The following is a 19066-nucleotide window of genomic DNA, read 5'->3' as shown; positions in this document are numbered from 1 at the left end:
AAAACGCGAACCAATGGTTCGCGTTTTTTTTGCTTTATTGTAAACTATAAAAAATAAGTTTCTTACTTTTTAAGTTCTAATTTTTCGGCAAAATAGTCGCAAAAATCTTTCATTGTTGCCGTCATTTTCTCGTCTTGAGTTGCTCTATTAAAAGTATCACTCATCGCTACTAGGGTTTGATGAAAAAACACTTTCATTTCATCCACAGGCATATCTTTAGTCCATAAATCTATTCTTAAAGATTCTTGTGCTACATTATCCCAAACGGATAACATCATTGCTTTAGCTTCAGCATTTTTAATGCCTCCATCTTGTGCTGTCCAATTTAATTTTTCCGGCACTCTGTTTTCGTCTAACTCTACTTTTAAAGTTATTTCTGAGGTAATTTTAGCCATTACTGTCTTGGTTTATATTTAGATTTATTAAATACTGTTTGCGCTGGTGCATTAAGCAATTCTGCTAATGTCACACCGTTATTTTCCATGTATGCTTTTACAATTTGCCAACCTACAAACTGCCCTACTTTCCCCGGAGATTCGTTATCTATTTCTGCTAAGTAAAACTTAGAAAATGGTGCTGCATTAATAAAGCGATTAGGTAATTTAGAGTCCGTACTGTATAACAATTCTTTTTGTATAAAGTATTGCCACATTTGCTCTTGGTTAGCCGTAACCCAATCTACTTGAGCTTGTGTGTATCCTATTTTCTCTGCATCCGATTTAAAAGGAATAAGCTTGTCTTTGATATATAAAAGCTTTCCTGAGTACACCATTTCGTCTAATAGATTTTTTCTTTTTGCGTTGGACACATACTTTTTAGCATAAGCATCTGCTAAATCCACCACAATCTGTTCTGGTCGCATGTTAGCTACAATGTAATTTTGAAGTCCTTCGTAAAAAAAATGATCACTCCCTAAATAGGTGTCCAACTCAATAACAGCAATAGTATCTGTAACTATAACTTTGTTTCTGTAATCAACATCCGATGTTGTTGTTATTACGCGAGGGGTTTTAAATGTTGGGAAGTAATATTTTAAAGATTGAAATAATTGCTTAATTTCCTCTTCTTCTTTTTTTAAATCAGGAAACTGTTTTATAGTTTCTTCATTTAATTGAAGCTGTAAAGTATCGCTCATTTTTCCTACCCAAAAGGCATCATCAAACTGACTAGGAAACATAAATGGAAATTCTGTCTTTAACTGATCTAAATCACCAGGCCTTGCTTCCGCGAAAGCGACATCAAAACGCGCAATATTAAGATTTACATCAATATTTGCGATTTGATCTGCATCCTTGTTATTATCTTGACAAGAAAACACTAAGAAAAATAATGATATAATTAAAATGGATACTCTCATAAAACTTAAGCGCTCTTAATTTTTATTACTAAAGGGTTTACTTTATTTTTGTTAGGCAAAGGTACTATTCTTTGTTTAAAATTCTTTGATTATGCAAACAGAAAAAGTTGTTAAACATATTGTAAAATGGTTAAAAGATTATGCTACTAACGCAAAAGTTAATGGTTTTGTTGTTGGAATTTCTGGCGGAATTGATAGCGCAGTTACCTCAACGCTTTGCGCAGAAACAGGTTTAAAGGTTTTATGTGTAGAAATGCCTATACATCAGCCAGCTAGTCATGTCTCTAGAGGCCAAGAACATATTGAGCAACTTAAAAAACGATACCCTAACGTTAGCGGTATTATATCTGACCTAACACCTGTTTTTGAAGAGTTTAAAACCGAAGTGTCTTTAGACGGGAAACAAGAAATTGTAGATATGGCTCTTGCCAATACACGCGCACGTTTACGTATGACAACCCTTTATTACCATGCTGGATTACTAGGCTTACTAGTGGCAGGTACAGGGAACAAAGTAGAAGATTTTGGTGTTGGTTTTTACACAAAATATGGTGATGGCGGTGTGGATTTAAGTCCGATTGCAGATCTACTTAAAAGTGAAGTTTATACCCTTGCCGATTATTTAAAAGTACCAAGTTCTATAATCAATGCGGCACCTAGTGATGGGCTTTTTGGTGATGCTAGAAGTGACGAAGATCAAATTGGTGCATCTTACCCAGAATTAGAGTGGGCAATGAAAATGAAAGAAGCAGGCAAGTCCGAAACAGACTTTTCTGGAAGAGAAAAAGAAGTATTTAAAATTTTTAAAAGATACAATACCAACAACTTACATAAAATGAACCCAATTCCGGTTTGCGAGATACCTAAAGATTTAATCTAAAAGTCTAAGCTAATAAAATTTTACATACCTTTACCATGCTATTATTATTTCTATAACTCGTGCTTTCTTTGTTTAAAAGGAGCACCTTAAAAACTAATTGACCATGGTTAAACTAATGGTTGCGGATCAACACCCTATTGTCACAAAAGGGTTAGAATTGGTCTTCGCAAGTTCGCGTGATATAAAATTTATTGAAGCTGTTCCTGACGGCGAAGCTATTTTTGGCGCTCTAAAACAATACACTACAGATATTTTACTTTGTGAAATAGATTTACCAAAGCTTAATGGTATTAGTGTTTTAAGACGTATTAAAAAAGAACATCCCGAAGTAAAAGTTATTATCTACAGCGCACAACAAGAAGAAGTGTATGCGGTAAGTGCGATAAAAGCTGGTGCAGATGGTTATGTTCAAAAATCTACCGACTTATTAACACTAAAAGATGCCATCATGAAAGTACATTTGGGTGGCGTTTATATAAGCCCAAGTCTATCTAGAAAGATTGCACTTGATAAAAATTCTGGAAAAAGTAATTACTATAAAAAACTATCTACTAGAGAGGTTGAAGTCTTAAAACTTTTATCTAACGGAAGAAGAAATAAAGAAATTGCTGAAGAATTACAAATCAACGAGAAAACGGTAAGTACATACAGAGCGCGTTTAATGAAAAAACTAAACGTAACTAACTTAATAGATCTTGTAAATCAAGCAAAAAGCATAGATTTATAACGCTCGGTTTAATTTTCTAGCTAACAACATTTTCAAACCAGAGTAGTCCTTGACTTCTTCTAAGATGTCTCTATTTACTTCTGCTCTGTTTTGAAGCGTTTGTTGCTGGTAATTAAGTACTTTTTGATCAATTAAAAAGCATCTTAACGTTAAAATCGTTTCGCTTACTAACTGTGGCACAGAGTCTACTTTAGTTTTCGGAAATATATTGTTACGTTCCCAATCGGACAATTCATAACGCTCATCTTCCATTAATATAGACGTAATCTCTGAAGCTAAATCAGGATGAATTGTATTTATAATACTCTCTATTTTAAATTCAGGATTTTGATTTAAGGTCTCAATTATTGCAAAATAAATATCTTTAAACATTGGATTTAAAAACTCCATTTCGTCTTCTTGCAAATCTAAAAACACTTTTTCAAACACTTTAGATTGCTGCACAACTGGTTCTAACTCCAACTGTCCTTTTTCGTTTTCTTTTAAAATTAAATCTTCAAAATCCTCTGTTCTATCTCCATAAAGCAATAAAATTTCAATAATTTTTCGTTCTAATGTATATTGTACATCTACTTTTTTAACTGTCGGTGTGTTTTTAACAACCTCAAAAGCTTTAGGTGTTTCTGGACCTTTTGATCCACTATTTTGATCTTTGTTTGTAATTTGTGCCAAAGTAGAAAACAATACTTCCTCACTAATATCCATTATTCTAGCACACTCTTGAATATAGATTTCAGTTTTAATTCTATCCGGAATTTTAGCAATACTGTTTACAATATCTCTAATAGTTTCCGCCTTTTTTATTGGGTCATTTTTTGCGCCTTCGTATAACACAGAAGCTTTAAACTGTATAAAATCCTGAGCATTATCTTGTAAATACTTAGTTAACTCTTCTAAGGTATTAGATTTAGCAAAACTATCCGGATCTTCCCCTTCAGGAAATGTACAAACCTTAACATTCATACCTTGTTCAAGGATTAAATCAATTCCTCTTAAAGAGGCACGCATACCCGCAGCATCACCATCAAATAATACAGTAATATTTTTAGTTAAACGGTTAATTAATCTAATCTGATCACTTGTTAAAGCTGTTCCAGAACTGGATACAACATTTTTTATTCCTGTTTGATAAAATTGAATAACATCTGTATACCCTTCTACCAAATAGCAATTATCTTCTTTAGCTATACTTTGCTTGGCATTATAAATACCATACAACACTTTACTTTTATGGTACAGATCACTTTCTGGGCTGTTTAGATATTTAGCAGCTTTTTTATCGTTGGTTAAAATACGTCCTCCAAAACCTAAAACACGACCACTCATACTTTGTATAGGAAACAACACACGCCCTTTAAAACGGTCAAAACGTTTACTCTCCTTTACAATTGTTAATCCTGTAGCTTCTAAAAACTCTAATTTATATCCTTTTTTTAAAGCTTCGTCTGTAAATCCACTCCACTGATCTAAACTATATCCTAAATCAAATTTCTTTATGGTTTCTAGTGTAAAACCACGCTCTTTAAAATAGCTTAAACCAATTGCCTTTCCTTGATCTGTATTATGCAGTATATTTTGAAAATACTTACTTGCAAACTCGCTAACTAAGTATAAACTTTCACGTTTATCCTGTTCTTGTTTCTGCTCGTCAGATTGTATTGTTTCTTCAATTTCAATATTATACTTTTTAGCCAAATATTTAATAGCTTCTGGATAAGTAAAATGCTCATGCTCCATTAAAAAAGCAACGACATTACCCCCTTTACCACTAGAAAAATCTTTCCATATTTGTTTAACAGGAGACACCACAAAACTTGGCGATCTCTCGTCAGAAAAAGGACTTAAACCCTTAAAATTACTACCTGCTTTTTTAAGCTGAACAAAGTCACCAATAACCTCTTCAAGTCTGGAGACTTCATATACTTGGTCTATGGAAGATTTTGAAATCAAGATTTTTTTATTTTGAAGGATTAGACTGTAAAAGTAATATAAATAAGACGGTTTTCAATTACTAAACATATAGTTTTAAAACACACAAAACCCCTTTATATTGTAATAACCTATTCTCTAATAAGTAGTAAATAAAAAAAATGTTAAACAAGATAAATCGTAGTTCATGTCTTTTATCTCAAATTTGACTAATTTTGCAGCATGGTAAAAGATATTCAACTTCGTGTTTCGTTAAAAGAAGAAGAGATTCCAGATATTTTAATTAAAAAATCTGCGATATCCCTTTCCATGTCAAGAGATGACATTACAGGAATTAAGGTTTTAAGAAAATCTATTGATGCCAGAAAACCAAAAATCATCTTTAATTATAAGGTTTCGGTTTTTATTAAGGAACCTATGCCTGACACATCTGACTACACCTTTGACTATAAAGATGTATCAAAAGCAAAACCTATACATATTATAGGATTTGGTCCCGCTGGTATGTGGGCAGCCTTACGTTGTATAGAATTAGGGTTTAAACCTATAGTTTTAGAACGTGGGGCAAATGTAAAAGATAGACGACGCGATTTAAAAGCCATCAATCAAGACCATTTTGTAAACGAAGACTCTAATTACTGCTTCGGAGAAGGAGGTGCTGGAACTTATAGTGATGGTAAATTATACACCCGTAGTTTAAAACGTGGTGATGTACGTCGTATTTTTGAAAACCTTGTTTATCACGGCGCTACGGATCAAATTTTGGTTGATGCGCATCCACATATTGGAACCAACAAGCTACCAAAAGTTGTACAAAATATTAGAGAGAATATCCTTAAATATGGTGGAGAAGTCCATTTTAATACCCGTGTCACAGATTTTACAATTAAAAATAATAAGATCGAAGCTATCCAACTTAAAAATGGAGACGAATTAATAACCGATAAAGTGATACTAGCAACGGGACACTCTGCTAGAGATATTTTTAATCTACTACATAACAAAAATATTTCACTAGAAGCAAAGTCTTTTGCAATGGGTGTTAGAGCAGAACATCCACAATATATTATTGATAGCATTCAATACCATTGTGAAGGACCAAGACCTGAGTTATTACCCGCAGCCTCTTACAGCTTAGTGCAACAAGTCAATGGACGTGGTGTATACAGTTTTTGCATGTGTCCAGGTGGATTTATTGTTCCTGCAGCAACTGCTAATGGAGAAGTTGTTGTTAATGGAATGTCGCCTTCAAGGCGAAATAACAAATTTGCTAACTCAGGAATTGTTGTAGAAATTGATGCCAATCGCGATCTTAAAAAATACGAACATTTTGGCGCTTTAAAAGCATTAGAATTTCAGAAAGACTTAGAGAAGTTAGCATTTAATGCAGGTGGACGCAGCCAAGTAGCGCCCGCACAAAGAATGACTGATTTTGTTGAAGGTAAATTATCAAGTAGTTTAAATGAAACCTCTTACCAACCCGGTCTAAACAGTGCCCCTTTACATAGTTTATTTCCTAAATTAATAGGAGCCTCTTTAAGAAAAGGGTTTAAAGCATTTGGAGATAAAATGAAAGGATACTATACTGAAGAAGCTAATATTATTGGGGTTGAATCTCGTACTTCATCTCCGGTTAGTATTCCAAGAGGCGAAACGTTAGCGCATCCAGAAATCACAAACTTATATCCTTGCGGTGAAGGTGGTGGATATGCTGGTGGAATTATTAGCGCTGCCATGGATGGTGAACGTTGTGCAGAAGCTGCAACAGGCAAACTATAATAGGTCCTTTTAAAAGCGCTATTAATATAGACATAAATCCATTAAGACTTAACCTTTACGGTTATAAGTCTTAATATTAGTCGTGCTTCAAATAAAGATATTATTCTTATTTTTGCCTCTTAAATTAGAAATCAATGAAAGCATATATATTTCCAGGTCAAGGTGCCCAATTTACAGGAATGGGTCTTGATTTATACGAAAACTCACCAGAAGCACAGCATTTATTTGAAGATGCAAATGAAATTTTAGGTTTCAATATTACAGACATTATGTTTGAAGGTACTGCTGAGCAATTAAAAGAAACAAAGGTTACACAACCTGCTATTTTTTTACACTCCGTTATTTTAGCAAAAACTTTAAGAGACACTTTTAAACCTGAAATGGTTGCAGGACATAGTTTAGGTGAATTTTCTGCTTTAGTAGCAGCAGGCGCACTAAGCTTTGAAGATGGACTTAAATTAGTATCTCAGCGTGCACAAGCCATGCAAAAAGCTTGCGAAATACAACCAAGTACAATGGCTGCAGTATTAGGTCTTGAAGACAAAGTTGTTGAAGATATTTGTGCTAATATAGATGGTGTTGTTGTTGCAGCAAATTACAATTGTCCTGGACAATTAGTAATCTCTGGAGAAGTTAGTGCAGTAGAAAAAGCTTGTGAAGCAATGAAAGAAGCAGGAGCAAGACGTGCATTAATGCTTCCTGTTGGAGGCGCATTTCACTCGCCAATGATGGAGCCTGCAAGAGAAGAATTAGCAGCAGCTATTGAAAACACAACATTTAGCACACCACATTGCCCAATTTATCAAAATGTAACTGCAACTGCAATTACTGATGAAAACGAAATAAAAGCAAACTTAATCTCTCAATTAACTGCACCTGTGCGTTGGACACAATCTGTGCAACAAATGATAACAGATGGGGCAACTTTATTTACTGAAGTTGGACCTGGAAAAGTATTACAAGGGTTGGTAAAAAAGATTAACAGAGACGCACAGACAGCATCTGCAACCTTAGATCTAAAAAATGATGAGTAGTAGAAATATACTTATTCTAGGCTTAATTGTTTTAAATATAATTTTGGATCAAGTCTCTAAAATCATTGTTAGAGTTGATGTTATTGCAGGTACTGAAACTGAAATTTTTGGACAATATTTTACACTTCATAATGTAGAGAATAAAGGTGCCTTTTTAGGTATGGGTAGTGACTTTAGTCCTGCGCTGCGTATTGGGTTACTTTTAGTATTACCTATAATAGTTTTAGCTTTAGTTTTAAGACATATTATTAAAGACAAAACGATGAATACAATGACCTTAGTTGGGTTTTGTTGTATAATAGGTGGTGGAATAGCCAATGTATACGATCGTATTGTATATGGCTCTGTAACCGACTTTTTACACATTGATTTAGGTGGTGTATTTAGAACCGGAATTTTTAATCTAGCAGATGTCTCTGTAATGGTTGGAATGGGCTGCTTAATAGTAGGCAGTTTTAATACTAAAAAAGCATAAAAAAAAGCCTCGATATTTATCGAGGCTTTTTTTATTTATCTAGCTAAATTACATGCACTGCAATCTTTAACTTCTCCGTAATACGTTTCGCGATACTTGTGAAGCGTTTTAATTGGTATGCCAAGCACTTGTTTTTTAATGTACGTTACTTTGGCACTAAGTCTCCCCATTTTGGGAGCAAATCTGTTTTCCTGTCTTGTCTGACGTTTTACTGTGATCAATTTCATTGTTTTATCATTTGCATTAGTTGCAAAGGAATAAAGAATAATGACCAACAACGAATTTAAAAAACTAAAATAGTGTTAATCAGCTAATTAATACAAATGTGTTAACTATGTTCCGTTATAATTATAAGATTGACAACTAGAATAAGATCTGGCACCTAATATGTTAATTAGAGTGTAACACTTTTTGCCATTTCCAAGCAGATAGCATAGCATCTTCCAATGTATGCTCTGATTTCCATCCTAATTCTGCGTTAGCTTTTGACGTATCTGCATAAGCAGAAATAACATCACCTTGACGTCTGTCTACTATCTTATAATTAAGTTTTGTGTCTGAAACTTTTTCGAATGCTTTAATGACTTCTAAAACTGTACTACCTGTTCCTGTCCCTAAATTAAAGACCTCAAAATTAGTTTGATTATTCTTATTTAATAAGCGTTGTAATGCCACAACATGCGCTTTTGCTAAATCTACAACATGAATATAATCTCTAACACAAGTGCCGTCCGAAGTTGGGTAATCATCTCCAAACACAGATAATTGTGCTCTTTGTCCTATGGCAGTTTGCGTTATATATGGTATTAAATTTTGAGGCACACCAATTGGTAACTCGCCTATTTTTGCAGAATAGTGTGCGCCAATTGGATTAAAATAACGCAAAGCAATACTGTTTAATTTAGCATTGATATTACATGTGTCTTTTATTATTTCTTCTCCAATTTGTTTTGTGTTTCCGTAAGGCGATTCTGCTGGTTTTACTGGTGCAGTTTCTGCTATTGGCATTACGTCTGCCTGTCCATAAACGGTGCACGAAGAACTAAAGATAAAATTAGATACTTCTAATTTTGTTAGTTCTTGTAGTACATAAACTAAGGTATTGATATTATTCTCATAATACATTAAAGGATTGGTTACACTCTCTCCTACTGCTTTACTTGCTGCAAAATGGATAACTCCTTGAATGTCTTGATGTGCTTTAAAAAAGTTTTGAACTGCTGACTTATCTTTTAAATCTAGCTTTTCAAAAATAGGCGCCTGATTTGTAATTGAAACAATACCCTCCAAAACGTCTAATGAGGCATTGGAGAGATTATCTATTATTACAACTTGGTATCCTTTATTTTGAAGCTCGACAACGGTGTGTGACCCTATAAACCCTAAACCGCCTGTTACTAGTATTTTCATATGTGGTTATATGCGTTAGGGATAGAAGCGGTATCCTTTTTTTGCTGCCATATATGGCAAAAAAAGATTTTAGCGGATAGCCCGACCCTTGTGGTAACGCCCTAATGGTTTAGGCTAAAAAATTTTTAATTGTTGTTGTTATAAATTCGATTTGCTGGTCATCCAACTCGGTATGCATTGGTAATGATATTACTTGCTTAACTAATTGGTTTGTAACAGGAAAATCAGATTCGTTATAACGCTCATCTTTGTATGCTTTTTGTAAATGTAACGGGATTGGGTAGTACACACCACATGGAATTCCGTTATCATTTAAGTGCTTGACTAAGGCATCTCTGTCTGCGTTTTGGATTTTTAAAGTATATTGATGAAACACGTGACAGTCGCACGTATCACAAATACCTTCGCAATTATTTACCGTCTTTGGAGTTGTTATTTGCGGTACGCCTGCCAATGCTGCACTATATTTTCTTGCGGCATTACGACGTGCATTATTATAACTATCTAACTTAGGTAATTTTGCATCTAAAACTGCTGCTTGGATAGAATCTAATCGCGAGTTTACCCCGACCACATCATGGTGATAACGCTCGTACATTCCGTGATTTACTATTCCTCTTATAATATGTGCTAACGCATCATCGTTTGTAAAAATAGCGCCTCCATCTCCATAACATCCTAAATTTTTAGAAGGAAAGAAGGATGTAGAAGCCACATGACCTATGGTACCCGCTTTTGCTTTTGTCCCATTGCTATACTTATAGTTTGCGCCAATTGCTTGTGCATTATCTTCTATAACATACAAATTATGCTCTTCTGCTATTTGCATGATTGCTTCCATATTGGCACATTGCCCAAATAAATGTACAGGTACAATCGCTTTGGTTTTTGGTGTAATTGCCTTTTTAATGGCTTCAATACTGATATTAAAATCGTCAGGGTTTACATCTACTAAAACAGGTGTAAGTTTTAATAATGCGATAACCTCTACAGTTGCAGCAAAGGTAAAATCGGCTGTGATCACTTCATCTCCTTGCTCCAGACCTAATCCCATCATTGCAATTTGCAATGCATCTGTACCATTAGCACAAGGGATTACGTGTTTTACATCTAAGTAATCTTCAAGATTTTTTTGAAACTCATGCACCTTAGGCCCATTTACAAAACTGGTGTTGTCTATAATTTCTTGAATTGAAGAATCTACAACATTTTTTATAGCTGCGTATTGACCTTTAAGATCAACCATTTGTATTTTTTTCATCGCTGTATATGTGGTAAACTAATGTTAGAAACTTAGTTTTACTTTTAATTTATAATTATCGAATTTACAAAAATACCAAACGCTAAGCAATGAATTGTTTATTTTAGCAAAAATAGATACGTGAAAACACTTTATAACATAACCATTATAGTAGCTAATTTAGCTTTAAAAGGTCTAAGTTTATTTAATAACAAGCTTAAATTAGGGGTTATTGGGCGTGCTGAAACTTTTAAAAAACTACAACAAGCGTTAAATACTGGTGATAAAACACTATGGTTTCATTGTGCGTCTTTGGGAGAGTACGAGCAGGGTTTGCCAATTTTTAACCAATTACGCACAAACTATCCCGATCATAAAATTGTGTTATCGTTTTTCTCTCCTTCTGGTTTTGAAATAAGAAAAAACGCCCCTTTTGCAGATATCGTTGTTTACTTGCCTTTAGATAGTAAACAAAATGCAAAACATTTTATAACTATGATTAACCCAGAGTTAACTGTTTTTGTTAAATATGAAATTTGGCCTAATTACTTAAATGAAATAAAAAACAGAGGGCTGAAAGCTATATTAATATCAGCAGCTTTTAGAGAAGACCAATCCTTTTTTAAATGGTATGGTAAGGAAACTAAAAAAGCGCTATTTGCTTTTGACCATATTTTTACACAAAACGAAACTTCAAAAACACTTTTAGAAACTATTGGTTATAAGCATGCAACCATATCTGGAGATACTAGATTTGATCGCGTTTCTAACCAATTACTAATTGATAACAACTTACCATTTATAAAAGCCTTTAAAGACGACAAACTATGTATTGTAGTTGGTAGTTCTTGGCCGGAAGACGAATTGCTTTTAATTGATTTTATCAACAATTATGTAGGCCTACCAGTTAAGTTTATAATTGCACCACATAATATTAAATCCAAACAGATTGAAAACATACAGTCTGGATTAATTAAATCTTCCGTACTATTTTCAAAAAAAGAAGGACAGAATTTACAAGATTTTGATGTGTTTATTTTAGATACTATTGGGCTATTAAATAAAGCATATAGCTATGCAGATATTGCTTATGTTGGTGGCGCTATGGGTAACACTGGTCTGCACAACATTTTAGAGCCTGCTGTATTTGGTGTACCAATACTGATTGGAAAAAACTATAGTAAATTTCCTGAAGCTTTTGACATGATTGACAATGGTGGTGTGTTTTCTATTGCTAACATAGATTTACTTACCACTAATTTAAACCGTCTTATTAATGATACAGATTTTAGAAAAACGACGGGATTAAAAAACTTAGATTTTATAGCAAAAAACAAAGGTGCTACAACTACCGTGATGACCTATTTACAGCAATAAAAACAGTACTATTTTTTAGCAGCATACAAGGTGTTACTTATTAAAGCCGCTATTATTATAGCTATTCCTAATAATACCATAGCACTATAGGATTCTAAAAACCAGAATGTACTTACTATAATTGTAAAAATTACTTCAACGTATTTAAACGGTGCGACAACACTAGTTTTTCCTGTTTGAAAAGCTTTGGTCATATAGAGTTGTCCAACATAGCCAAAAACACCTAAACTAAGCAGTATTAGCCACTCTATTTGATTTGGCGTCTTCCAGTCTCCAATACTCATTACACCTCCAAATATTAAGGCTGTAAGCATAAAGTAATTGATTATAACCAATGGGCTTTCATCCTTTCCAATTTTTCTAATTAAAACAAAAACTAATCCATTAGAAAAAGCCGAAACAAAGATTAAAACTAATCCTAATGTATTTATATCCTGACCAAACCCTTTGATAATTAAAACTCCTGAAAAGGCTAACGCAAACAGAAACCATTGCAATAATTTGATTTTTTCTTTAAGTAAAAACACAGCTAAAATTGCTGCAAAAATTGGCGCTGTATACCGTAAAGACACAGCAGTACCAACAGCAATATAATTTAAAGATTGAAAGAAACAGGTCAAAGATATCACACCTACTATGGCTCTTATTATCATTAATTGCTTCTTTTTACCAAAGTAAGGAATCTTATTTTTTAAGATTAATGGCGTTGTAAAAGCTAATGTACCGATGGCTCTAAAAAAAACAATTTGATACACACCAAACCCATTTAGATATTTGACTAACAAATTCATAAGTGCAAAAGCTAATGCACTTACAACCATAAATATGATGGACTTATTATAATTCATTTTCAAGTAAAAAATCCCTTCAATAAAAAATATTGAAGGGATATATTTAATAGCGCTAAATAACGTATTATTTTAACGAATCTATAATTTTTAAAGTACTTTCTGTTGTAGATTTTATTTTATCTAAATCATAACTACCATCAGCACCCTTTGCGATAAGCTTAGAACCTATCCCTACACAAGTTACACCTGCCTTAAACCAAGCTTCTAAACTATCTCTAGTTGGAGAGACACCACCTGTAGGCATTATACTTGTCCATGGTTGCGGACCTTTAATAGCTTTTACAAAATCAGCACCGTATGTTCCACCCGGAAACAGTTTTACTATCTCACAACCTAACTCTTCAGCACGACAAATCTCAGTCAAAGTTCCACAACCCGGAGACCACATCACTTTACGTCTATTACAAACCAATGCTATGTCTTCTCTTAAAACTGGGGTAACAATAAAATTAGCTCCTAAAGCCATATATCTAGATGCTGAAGCAGCGTCTGTAACAGACCCAACTCCCATTATCATTCCTGGTAATTCTTTTGCTACATACTTACTTAAAGCGTCAAAAACTTCGTGAGCAAAATCGCCACGAGCTGTAAACTCTAATAAACGTGCACCACCATCATAAACAGCTTTTACGACTGATTTACTAATTTCTATATCGTCATTATAAAACAAAGGAACTAATCCTGTTTGCTTCATAACTTCTGCTACTTGTATTCTTGTAAAATTTGCCATTTTGTATTTTTTATCTGGAAACTTTCCCTGAGGAATCTCCACTTAATAATTTTTCGATATCAGCTAGTGTTATTAAATTACAATCACCAGAAATGGTGTGTTTTAAGCAGCAAGCTGCTACTGCAATATTTAAAGCACGCTGTTTATCGTTATCATTGTTTACTAATCCGTAAATTAATCCTCCCATAAAAGCATCTCCACTACCAACTCTATCCACTACCGGTGTCACTTCTTTAACATCTGCATTATACACAGATTTTCCGTCATACAAGATACCACCAATACGCTGGTGAGATGCACTAACAGAATACCTTAAGGTTGTTGCTACTGTTTTTAAATTAGGACACAATTTAAATATTTGATCGTATAAGTTGGGTAATGATTTTTCATTTTGGTAATTAGGATTAACCTTATCTTTACCTAGCATGAAAAATGCTGTATCAATATCTCCTAAAATAATATTACTATATTTTAAAAGCTCTGGCATTATTTGATTTGGTTCTTTACCATATTGCCATAATTTAGATCTATAATTTAAATCTGAAGAAATAGTAATCCCTAATTTATGAGCAACTTTTATAGCCTCTAGACATTCGTCAGCAGCAGATTGAGAAATTGCAGGGGTAATCCCACTCCAATGAAACCATGTTGCATCTTTTAAGACGTCTTCCCAGTTTATAGCGCCTTTAGTAATGGTTGACATAGAACTATGTGCTCTATCATAAACTACATTACTACCACGTGTACCAGCTCCCGTTTCTAGATAATAAATACCTAATCGGTCACCACCATAAATCACGTTTTTGGACTCTACATTAAATTTACGCATTTCTTTTAACGCGCAAGCGCCAATTTCGTTATCAGGTAACCTGGTAACAAACTCGGCAGGAATACCATAATTTGCTAATGATACTGCTACATTAAACTCTCCACCACCATAGGAAGCAGCGAATTTATTTGCTTGAGAAAATCTTAAGTGACGCTCTGTCGAGAGCCTTAACATAATTTCTCCGAATGTGACAATTTTACTCATTTTATAAATTTGATTACTATTCTATTTAAAAAAACCAAATAGTTTTATTTTTTAAAACCTTTTTTTAACAATCAATAGACGTTAAAAAAAAATTGTACAAAAAATAAAACTATCCAGTTTACTATAACTTATAACATTAGTTAGTTAAATCTATTATCTCATTACTTGTTATAATGAACTAAGTCTGATTTATTTCTAACTAAGATACTTAAAATTAAATTCCTAAAGCTTGACCACCACCAATTTGGATCGTTTCAGCTGTAATGAAAGACGCATCCTTACTTGCTAAGAATGAGATTACTCCAGCAACATCTTCTGGCTGACCTAATCTACCTAACATAATATTATTTGCCCATGAAGCAAAAACTTCTGGCTTAGTTGATTTAATCTGTGCGTGGAAAGGCGTATCAATAGTCCCTGGAGACACTGCATTTACTCTAATACCATATTCAGCTAAATCTTTAGCTAAAGCTCTAGTAATTGCATTTACACCTGCTTTAGATGTTCCGTATATACCTGCTCCTGGACCACCAGCAGTCCAAGCTGCATTAGAGGTATAATTAATTATTGAAGGGTGCTCTCCTTTTTTAAGGAAAGGGATAGCTGCTCTTGAAGCAAAAAATACTGAATCCAAGTTTAAAGCCATTACATTTCTGTAAAACTCAGTTGTCATTTCTTCAAATCTAGATCGACCACCTAATCCACCTGCATTGTTTACAAGCACATCAATTCTACCATATTTCTCACCAATCTTAACGATGTTAGCTGTTACTTGCTCTTCGCTAGTTACATCAAAACCGTAATATTCTGCAGTGATCCCATCAGCTTTTAATTGCGCTAATTTTTCAGCTCCAGCTTTATCATCAATACCGTTTAAAACTACAGTATATCCATCTTTTCCTAATCTTTTTGCTACTTCAAAACCGATTCCTCCTGTGGCACCTGTTACTATAGCTACTTTTCCGTTTGTATTACTCATTTTTATATGTGTTTAATTTTTATTTATTCTTGTTTTAATATTGAAATAGATTAACTATTCTTAATTAATCTCTAGGTTTTAATGGTTCAATTTTAGGACATAATATCCAAACCGATAATAATGCTATTATTGCTAATGCTCCTCCTATTAAAAATGCAGGTGTGTAATTACCTCCTGTAGTAATAAACGTCACTAAAAGAGTTAATCCAGCTGCACCAAGCTTAGCTGCCATACCTGCAAAACCAGATAGCGTACCAACTATTTTTCCTCCAAAAAGATCACTAGGTAGTGTCTGTATGTTACCAATAGCAATTTGGAAACCAAAAAGTAATACTGCCATAATAATAACTGCTGTTGTTGCAGATCCAGGTGCTTTTAATAAAAAGAAACAAGGAATCATAATTAAACACCCTAAAGTAATAACCATTTTTCTTGTCTTATCTACTGACCAACCAGCCGTAAGTCTATTTTGTGCAATAAGCCCTCCTGCCCATGCACCAATCATAGCTCCAACATAAGGTAACCATGCAGAAAATGCAATCTCTTTAACATTTAAACCAAATACTTCAGACAAGTAGATTGGTATCCAAACTATAAATAACCACCAAATAGGATCTAGTGCTGCGGAAGCAATAATAACTCCCCAACTTTCTTTATGTTTTAATAACTCAGATGTAGTAGGTACATATCCGTCGTCATAATTACCATCTTCATCAATATCTTGATTTTTTTGTCCAGAAAGGATATATTTTTTCTCTTCATCTGATAACCAAGGATGTGTTTTTGGTCCAGATTTCACAATATATAACCAAGGTAACAACCATAATAATCCAAGTGCACCAACGACTATAAAAATAGACTTCCATTCTAAATAAGCAGATAGTAATCCAATAACTGGATACGCTACTATACCACCAATTGCTGCTCCAGAATTAAAAACACCTTGTGCAAGTGCTCTTTCTTTTGTTGGAAACCACTCTGCATTAGCTTTAGCAGCTCCAGGCCAATTACCTGCCTCAGCTAAACCTAATATTGATCTGAAAATTGAAAAACTCAACATTCCCTGAGCAAAGGCATGCAACATCGTTGCAATAGACCACACACCAATAGAAAGTGCAAAACCCATTCTTGTACCAATCCAATCAAATATTTTTCCAAATAGCGCTTGACCACCAGCATACGATAGTATAAAAACTGTAGATATGGTTCCAAAAATAACTTTATGTCCATCTTTATCCATCTCTGGAAATAAGTCATTTGCAATGTCAGGCCATAGTGCTCCAAAAGCTTGTCTGTCTATGTAATTAACAACCGCAGCCAAAGCCACTAGTCCTACTACCCACCATCTTAATCCTTTTGTTTTCATATCCTTTTTTTAAAAATTTTAAAATAGAAATTCTAAGCCTATAGATAGTAAAATACTAACTATAAGTCTAATAGACTATTTTTCTAAAATTTTGATTTATTGTAATTTAAGTCCTTATATCTTAAATTATTATTTATTTTCTATAAATTATAACAGTATTTGTATAATTCGTTAAAATGGTTTTTCATTGCTTTTTTAGCTTCAACTGGATCTTGTTTTTTTATAGCCTCAAAAATTAATTGATGCTCAGTAATTGCACTTGCTGATAACCCTTTATGACAAACATGATACTTTTCAAAATTTGTTATAATTTCAGGCGTAATAATTAACATGAACGTATTCATAGAACTATTACCACTTGCTCTTGCTATTGCCAGATGAAATAATAAATCTTCTTGAACAGCATCCTCTTTGTTTTTTACTTTATTACTGTAAGCATCTAAAGCTTCTTTCAATTTAATTAAATCTTCTTCTGTACGTCTTAAAGCAGCTAACTTTACTGTTTTAAGTTCTAAAAGAATTCTAGTTTCTACTAACGATTTAAATTCAGGATCTTCTAATCTTAAAATATCTTCGATCATTCCATTTAATGCAATAACCCCAATATTTGCGACAAACGTCCCACTTTGAGGAATAGACTTTAATAACCCATAAAATTCTAATTTTTGAATTGCTTCCCTTACACTACTTCTAGAAACTTCAAATTTTTCTGACAGTACACGTTCCGCTGGTAATTTATCCCCTGGCTCAAGATTCTTAACATTTATTAAATCTCTTATCTTGGCAATAATCTGCTTCTGTATACTAAAATTTTCGTTTTTTGTAAGGACCTCTAACTTCATATAAATTATATATTTTAAGTATCATTTATCATTGGTAAATTTACTAAAAACTTAACAATATTATTTTAATAATTATTAAGCTAAACTTCAAGGTCTATTAAAGACCTCTAAAGCTTAACTTAATTAAAAAGACTAATCAAAATATTATTAATGTTTTACTTCTAGATCGTAATATCTAACCTTAGCAAACGCACCTTCATCTCTGGTTTGTAAATAGTTTCCTGCTTTAAAATAGTTTTCAAAAATGCCCCACTTTTTCATATGGATATTATCATATACTTTAAACTCATTTTTATTTAAAATAACAACCATTTTACCATCCGAAACTTCTACTTCTAATGTAAATTTCCTAAAACCAACTTCCTGTTCAAAATTAAAACCTTCATCATCTCCCCATGCGTCTTCATGTAACATTTGTTCTGGCGTAGCATTTAGATTTTTAAGCACCTTAGTTTTAACTCTAATTTTACCTTTATCCCAATAAATTTTAAGCATTGGAGGTGCATTATTATCTTTTTCACCTATTAAATCTCGCTGTTCATTGGTTAATCTACCATGAATTTGCATGATTATGACACGGTGATATTTACCTTTACTATCTTTTGATATATCATCAATAGCTAGTTTTCCTTTCATGTAACCACCTTCTTTAAAGGTCCAATTAACATTATTCTCCCCAGAAACCATTTGTTCTCTAAGCTCTGATCTAGAATATTTTGTATTGGCAGTAGTTGCTTTACTAGGAAAAGCATAAAAAACTATAGCTCCTCTTGTAGAATCATTATACATATAAGGCTTTAAAGCTTCATTAGTGGCATAATCCATTATCTCTGGAGGAGAAACCTCCTGAGGTTTTTTTCCATCACCCGCAGGTGTCGTTACTTTCCAATGTGTTAAATCTATTTCCGGAAGTTTAAACTTCTTCTTTTTCTTCTTCTTCTTTTTAGTTTTAGTTTCTGTATTATCTTCTGTAACAACCTTACTAGATTGACAGTTAGCATTTAAAACTGAAACAAATACAAACAAGACAATTAACTTAAGTTTTATACGCATATGT

19 protein-coding genes are annotated in these 19066 nt (G+C 33.3%); 6 read left to right on the top strand and 13 right to left on the bottom strand.

From position 1 onward, the window contains the following. Nucleotides 1–62 precede the first annotated feature (62 nt). The gene (gldC, locus tag ACZ2G2_RS08260; protein ID WP_090841916.1) at nt 63–395 is read right to left on the bottom strand and encodes a gliding motility protein GldC; all 333 of its coding nucleotides are present in this window, start codon (nt 393–395) and stop codon (nt 63–65) included. Next, on the bottom strand, nt 395–1357 hold the full coding sequence (gldB, locus tag ACZ2G2_RS08255; protein ID WP_470391795.1) for a gliding motility lipoprotein GldB: 963 nt from the start codon (nt 1355–1357) through the stop codon (nt 395–397). Before gldB ends, gldC begins: the two co-directional genes overlap by 1 nt. A gap of 91 nt (nt 1358–1448) precedes the next feature. On the opposite strand from gldB, the gene nadE reads away from it, so the two are divergent. Next, nucleotides 1449–2237, top strand: coding sequence for an NAD(+) synthase (gene nadE, locus ACZ2G2_RS08250; RefSeq protein WP_272023772.1), 789 nt, complete (start codon nt 1449–1451; stop codon nt 2235–2237). Nucleotides 2238–2340: 103 nt separating this feature from the next. Next, nucleotides 2341–2964 carry a response regulator gene (locus tag ACZ2G2_RS08245; protein WP_470391794.1) on the top strand — a complete coding sequence of 208 codons (624 nt, stop codon included), beginning with the start codon at nt 2341–2343 and terminating at the stop codon, nt 2962–2964. Here ACZ2G2_RS08245 and dnaG read toward each other — a convergent pair. Beyond that, on the bottom strand, nt 2959–4914 hold the full coding sequence (dnaG, locus tag ACZ2G2_RS08240) for a DNA primase (protein ID WP_470391793.1): 1956 nt from the start codon (nt 4912–4914) through the stop codon (nt 2959–2961). The genes ACZ2G2_RS08245 and dnaG overlap by 6 nt on opposite strands. A 201-nt stretch (nt 4915–5115) precedes the next feature. Here dnaG and ACZ2G2_RS08235 point away from each other — a divergent pair, with 201 nt between their 5' ends. The 3 genes from ACZ2G2_RS08235 to lspA all read left to right on the top strand — a co-directional run bounded on the left by ACZ2G2_RS08235 (nt 5116) and on the right by lspA (nt 8181). Next, a complete protein-coding gene (locus tag ACZ2G2_RS08235; protein ID WP_470391792.1) occupies nt 5116–6672 on the top strand; it encodes an NAD(P)/FAD-dependent oxidoreductase in 1557 nt (518 codons plus the stop codon). Nucleotides 6673–6806: 134 nt separating this feature from the next. Further along, complete coding sequence (gene fabD, locus ACZ2G2_RS08230) at nt 6807–7706, top strand: ACP S-malonyltransferase (RefSeq protein WP_470391791.1); 900 nt, start codon at nt 6807–6809, stop codon at nt 7704–7706. Beyond that, nucleotides 7696–8181 carry a signal peptidase II gene (gene lspA, locus ACZ2G2_RS08225; RefSeq protein WP_090841901.1) on the top strand — a complete coding sequence of 162 codons (486 nt, stop codon included), beginning with the start codon at nt 7696–7698 and terminating at the stop codon, nt 8179–8181. The genes fabD and lspA overlap by 11 nt, the downstream gene beginning before the upstream one ends. Nucleotides 8182–8216: 35 nt before the next feature. Here the strand turns inward: lspA and ACZ2G2_RS08220 are convergent, their stop codons facing one another. The 3 genes from ACZ2G2_RS08220 to ACZ2G2_RS08210 all read right to left on the bottom strand — a co-directional run bounded on the left by ACZ2G2_RS08220 (nt 8217) and on the right by ACZ2G2_RS08210 (nt 10852). Then, nucleotides 8217–8408, bottom strand: a complete 192-nt coding sequence (locus ACZ2G2_RS08220; RefSeq protein ID WP_090841898.1) for a hypothetical protein — start codon at nt 8406–8408, stop codon at nt 8217–8219. A gap of 163 nt (nt 8409–8571) precedes the next feature. Further along, nucleotides 8572–9591 carry a UDP-glucose 4-epimerase GalE gene (gene galE, locus ACZ2G2_RS08215; protein ID WP_470391790.1) on the bottom strand — a complete coding sequence of 340 codons (1020 nt, stop codon included), beginning with the start codon at nt 9589–9591 and terminating at the stop codon, nt 8572–8574. Between the two features lie 109 nt (nt 9592–9700). Next, a complete protein-coding gene (locus ACZ2G2_RS08210) occupies nt 9701–10852 on the bottom strand; it encodes a DegT/DnrJ/EryC1/StrS family aminotransferase (RefSeq protein ID WP_470391789.1) in 1152 nt (383 codons plus the stop codon). Nucleotides 10853–10972: 120 nt separating this feature from the next. Between ACZ2G2_RS08210 and ACZ2G2_RS08205 the strand changes: the two genes are divergently transcribed. Then, on the top strand, nt 10973–12208 hold the full coding sequence (locus tag ACZ2G2_RS08205; RefSeq protein ID WP_470391788.1) for a 3-deoxy-D-manno-octulosonic acid transferase: 1236 nt from the start codon (nt 10973–10975) through the stop codon (nt 12206–12208). 8 nt (nt 12209–12216) lie between these two features. On the opposite strand, the gene ACZ2G2_RS08200 is transcribed toward ACZ2G2_RS08205, so the two are convergent. The 7 genes from ACZ2G2_RS08200 to ACZ2G2_RS08170 all read right to left on the bottom strand — a co-directional run bounded on the left by ACZ2G2_RS08200 (nt 12217) and on the right by ACZ2G2_RS08170 (nt 19062). Then, on the bottom strand, nt 12217–13056 hold the full coding sequence (locus tag ACZ2G2_RS08200) for a DMT family transporter (RefSeq protein WP_245741153.1): 840 nt from the start codon (nt 13054–13056) through the stop codon (nt 12217–12219). 67 nt (nt 13057–13123) lie between these two features. Beyond that, nucleotides 13124–13789, bottom strand: coding sequence for a bifunctional 4-hydroxy-2-oxoglutarate aldolase/2-dehydro-3-deoxy-phosphogluconate aldolase (locus ACZ2G2_RS08195; RefSeq protein WP_090841888.1), 666 nt, complete (start codon nt 13787–13789; stop codon nt 13124–13126). Nucleotides 13790–13799: 10 nt separating this feature from the next. Then, nucleotides 13800–14822, bottom strand: coding sequence for a sugar kinase (locus tag ACZ2G2_RS08190; RefSeq protein ID WP_281847804.1), 1023 nt, complete (start codon nt 14820–14822; stop codon nt 13800–13802). A 214-nt stretch (nt 14823–15036) separates the two neighbouring features. Then, on the bottom strand, nt 15037–15801 hold the full coding sequence (locus ACZ2G2_RS08185; RefSeq protein WP_470391787.1) for an SDR family NAD(P)-dependent oxidoreductase: 765 nt from the start codon (nt 15799–15801) through the stop codon (nt 15037–15039). A 64-nt stretch (nt 15802–15865) separates the two neighbouring features. Next, nucleotides 15866–17167, bottom strand: coding sequence for an MFS transporter (locus tag ACZ2G2_RS08180; RefSeq protein WP_470391786.1), 1302 nt, complete (start codon nt 17165–17167; stop codon nt 15866–15868). 140 nt (nt 17168–17307) lie between these two features. Continuing rightward, nucleotides 17308–18009, bottom strand: coding sequence for a FadR/GntR family transcriptional regulator (locus ACZ2G2_RS08175; protein ID WP_101203681.1), 702 nt, complete (start codon nt 18007–18009; stop codon nt 17308–17310). Nucleotides 18010–18156: 147 nt separating this feature from the next. Further along, on the bottom strand, nt 18157–19062 hold the full coding sequence (locus tag ACZ2G2_RS08170) for a polysaccharide lyase family 7 protein (RefSeq protein WP_282069333.1): 906 nt from the start codon (nt 19060–19062) through the stop codon (nt 18157–18159). Nucleotides 19063–19066 lie beyond the last annotated feature (4 nt).

Source organism: Olleya sp. KKT75, from assembly GCF_055635485.1.
The sequence above is the reverse complement of the archived record's forward strand: the minus strand, read 5'-3'. Positions and strand labels throughout refer to the sequence as shown.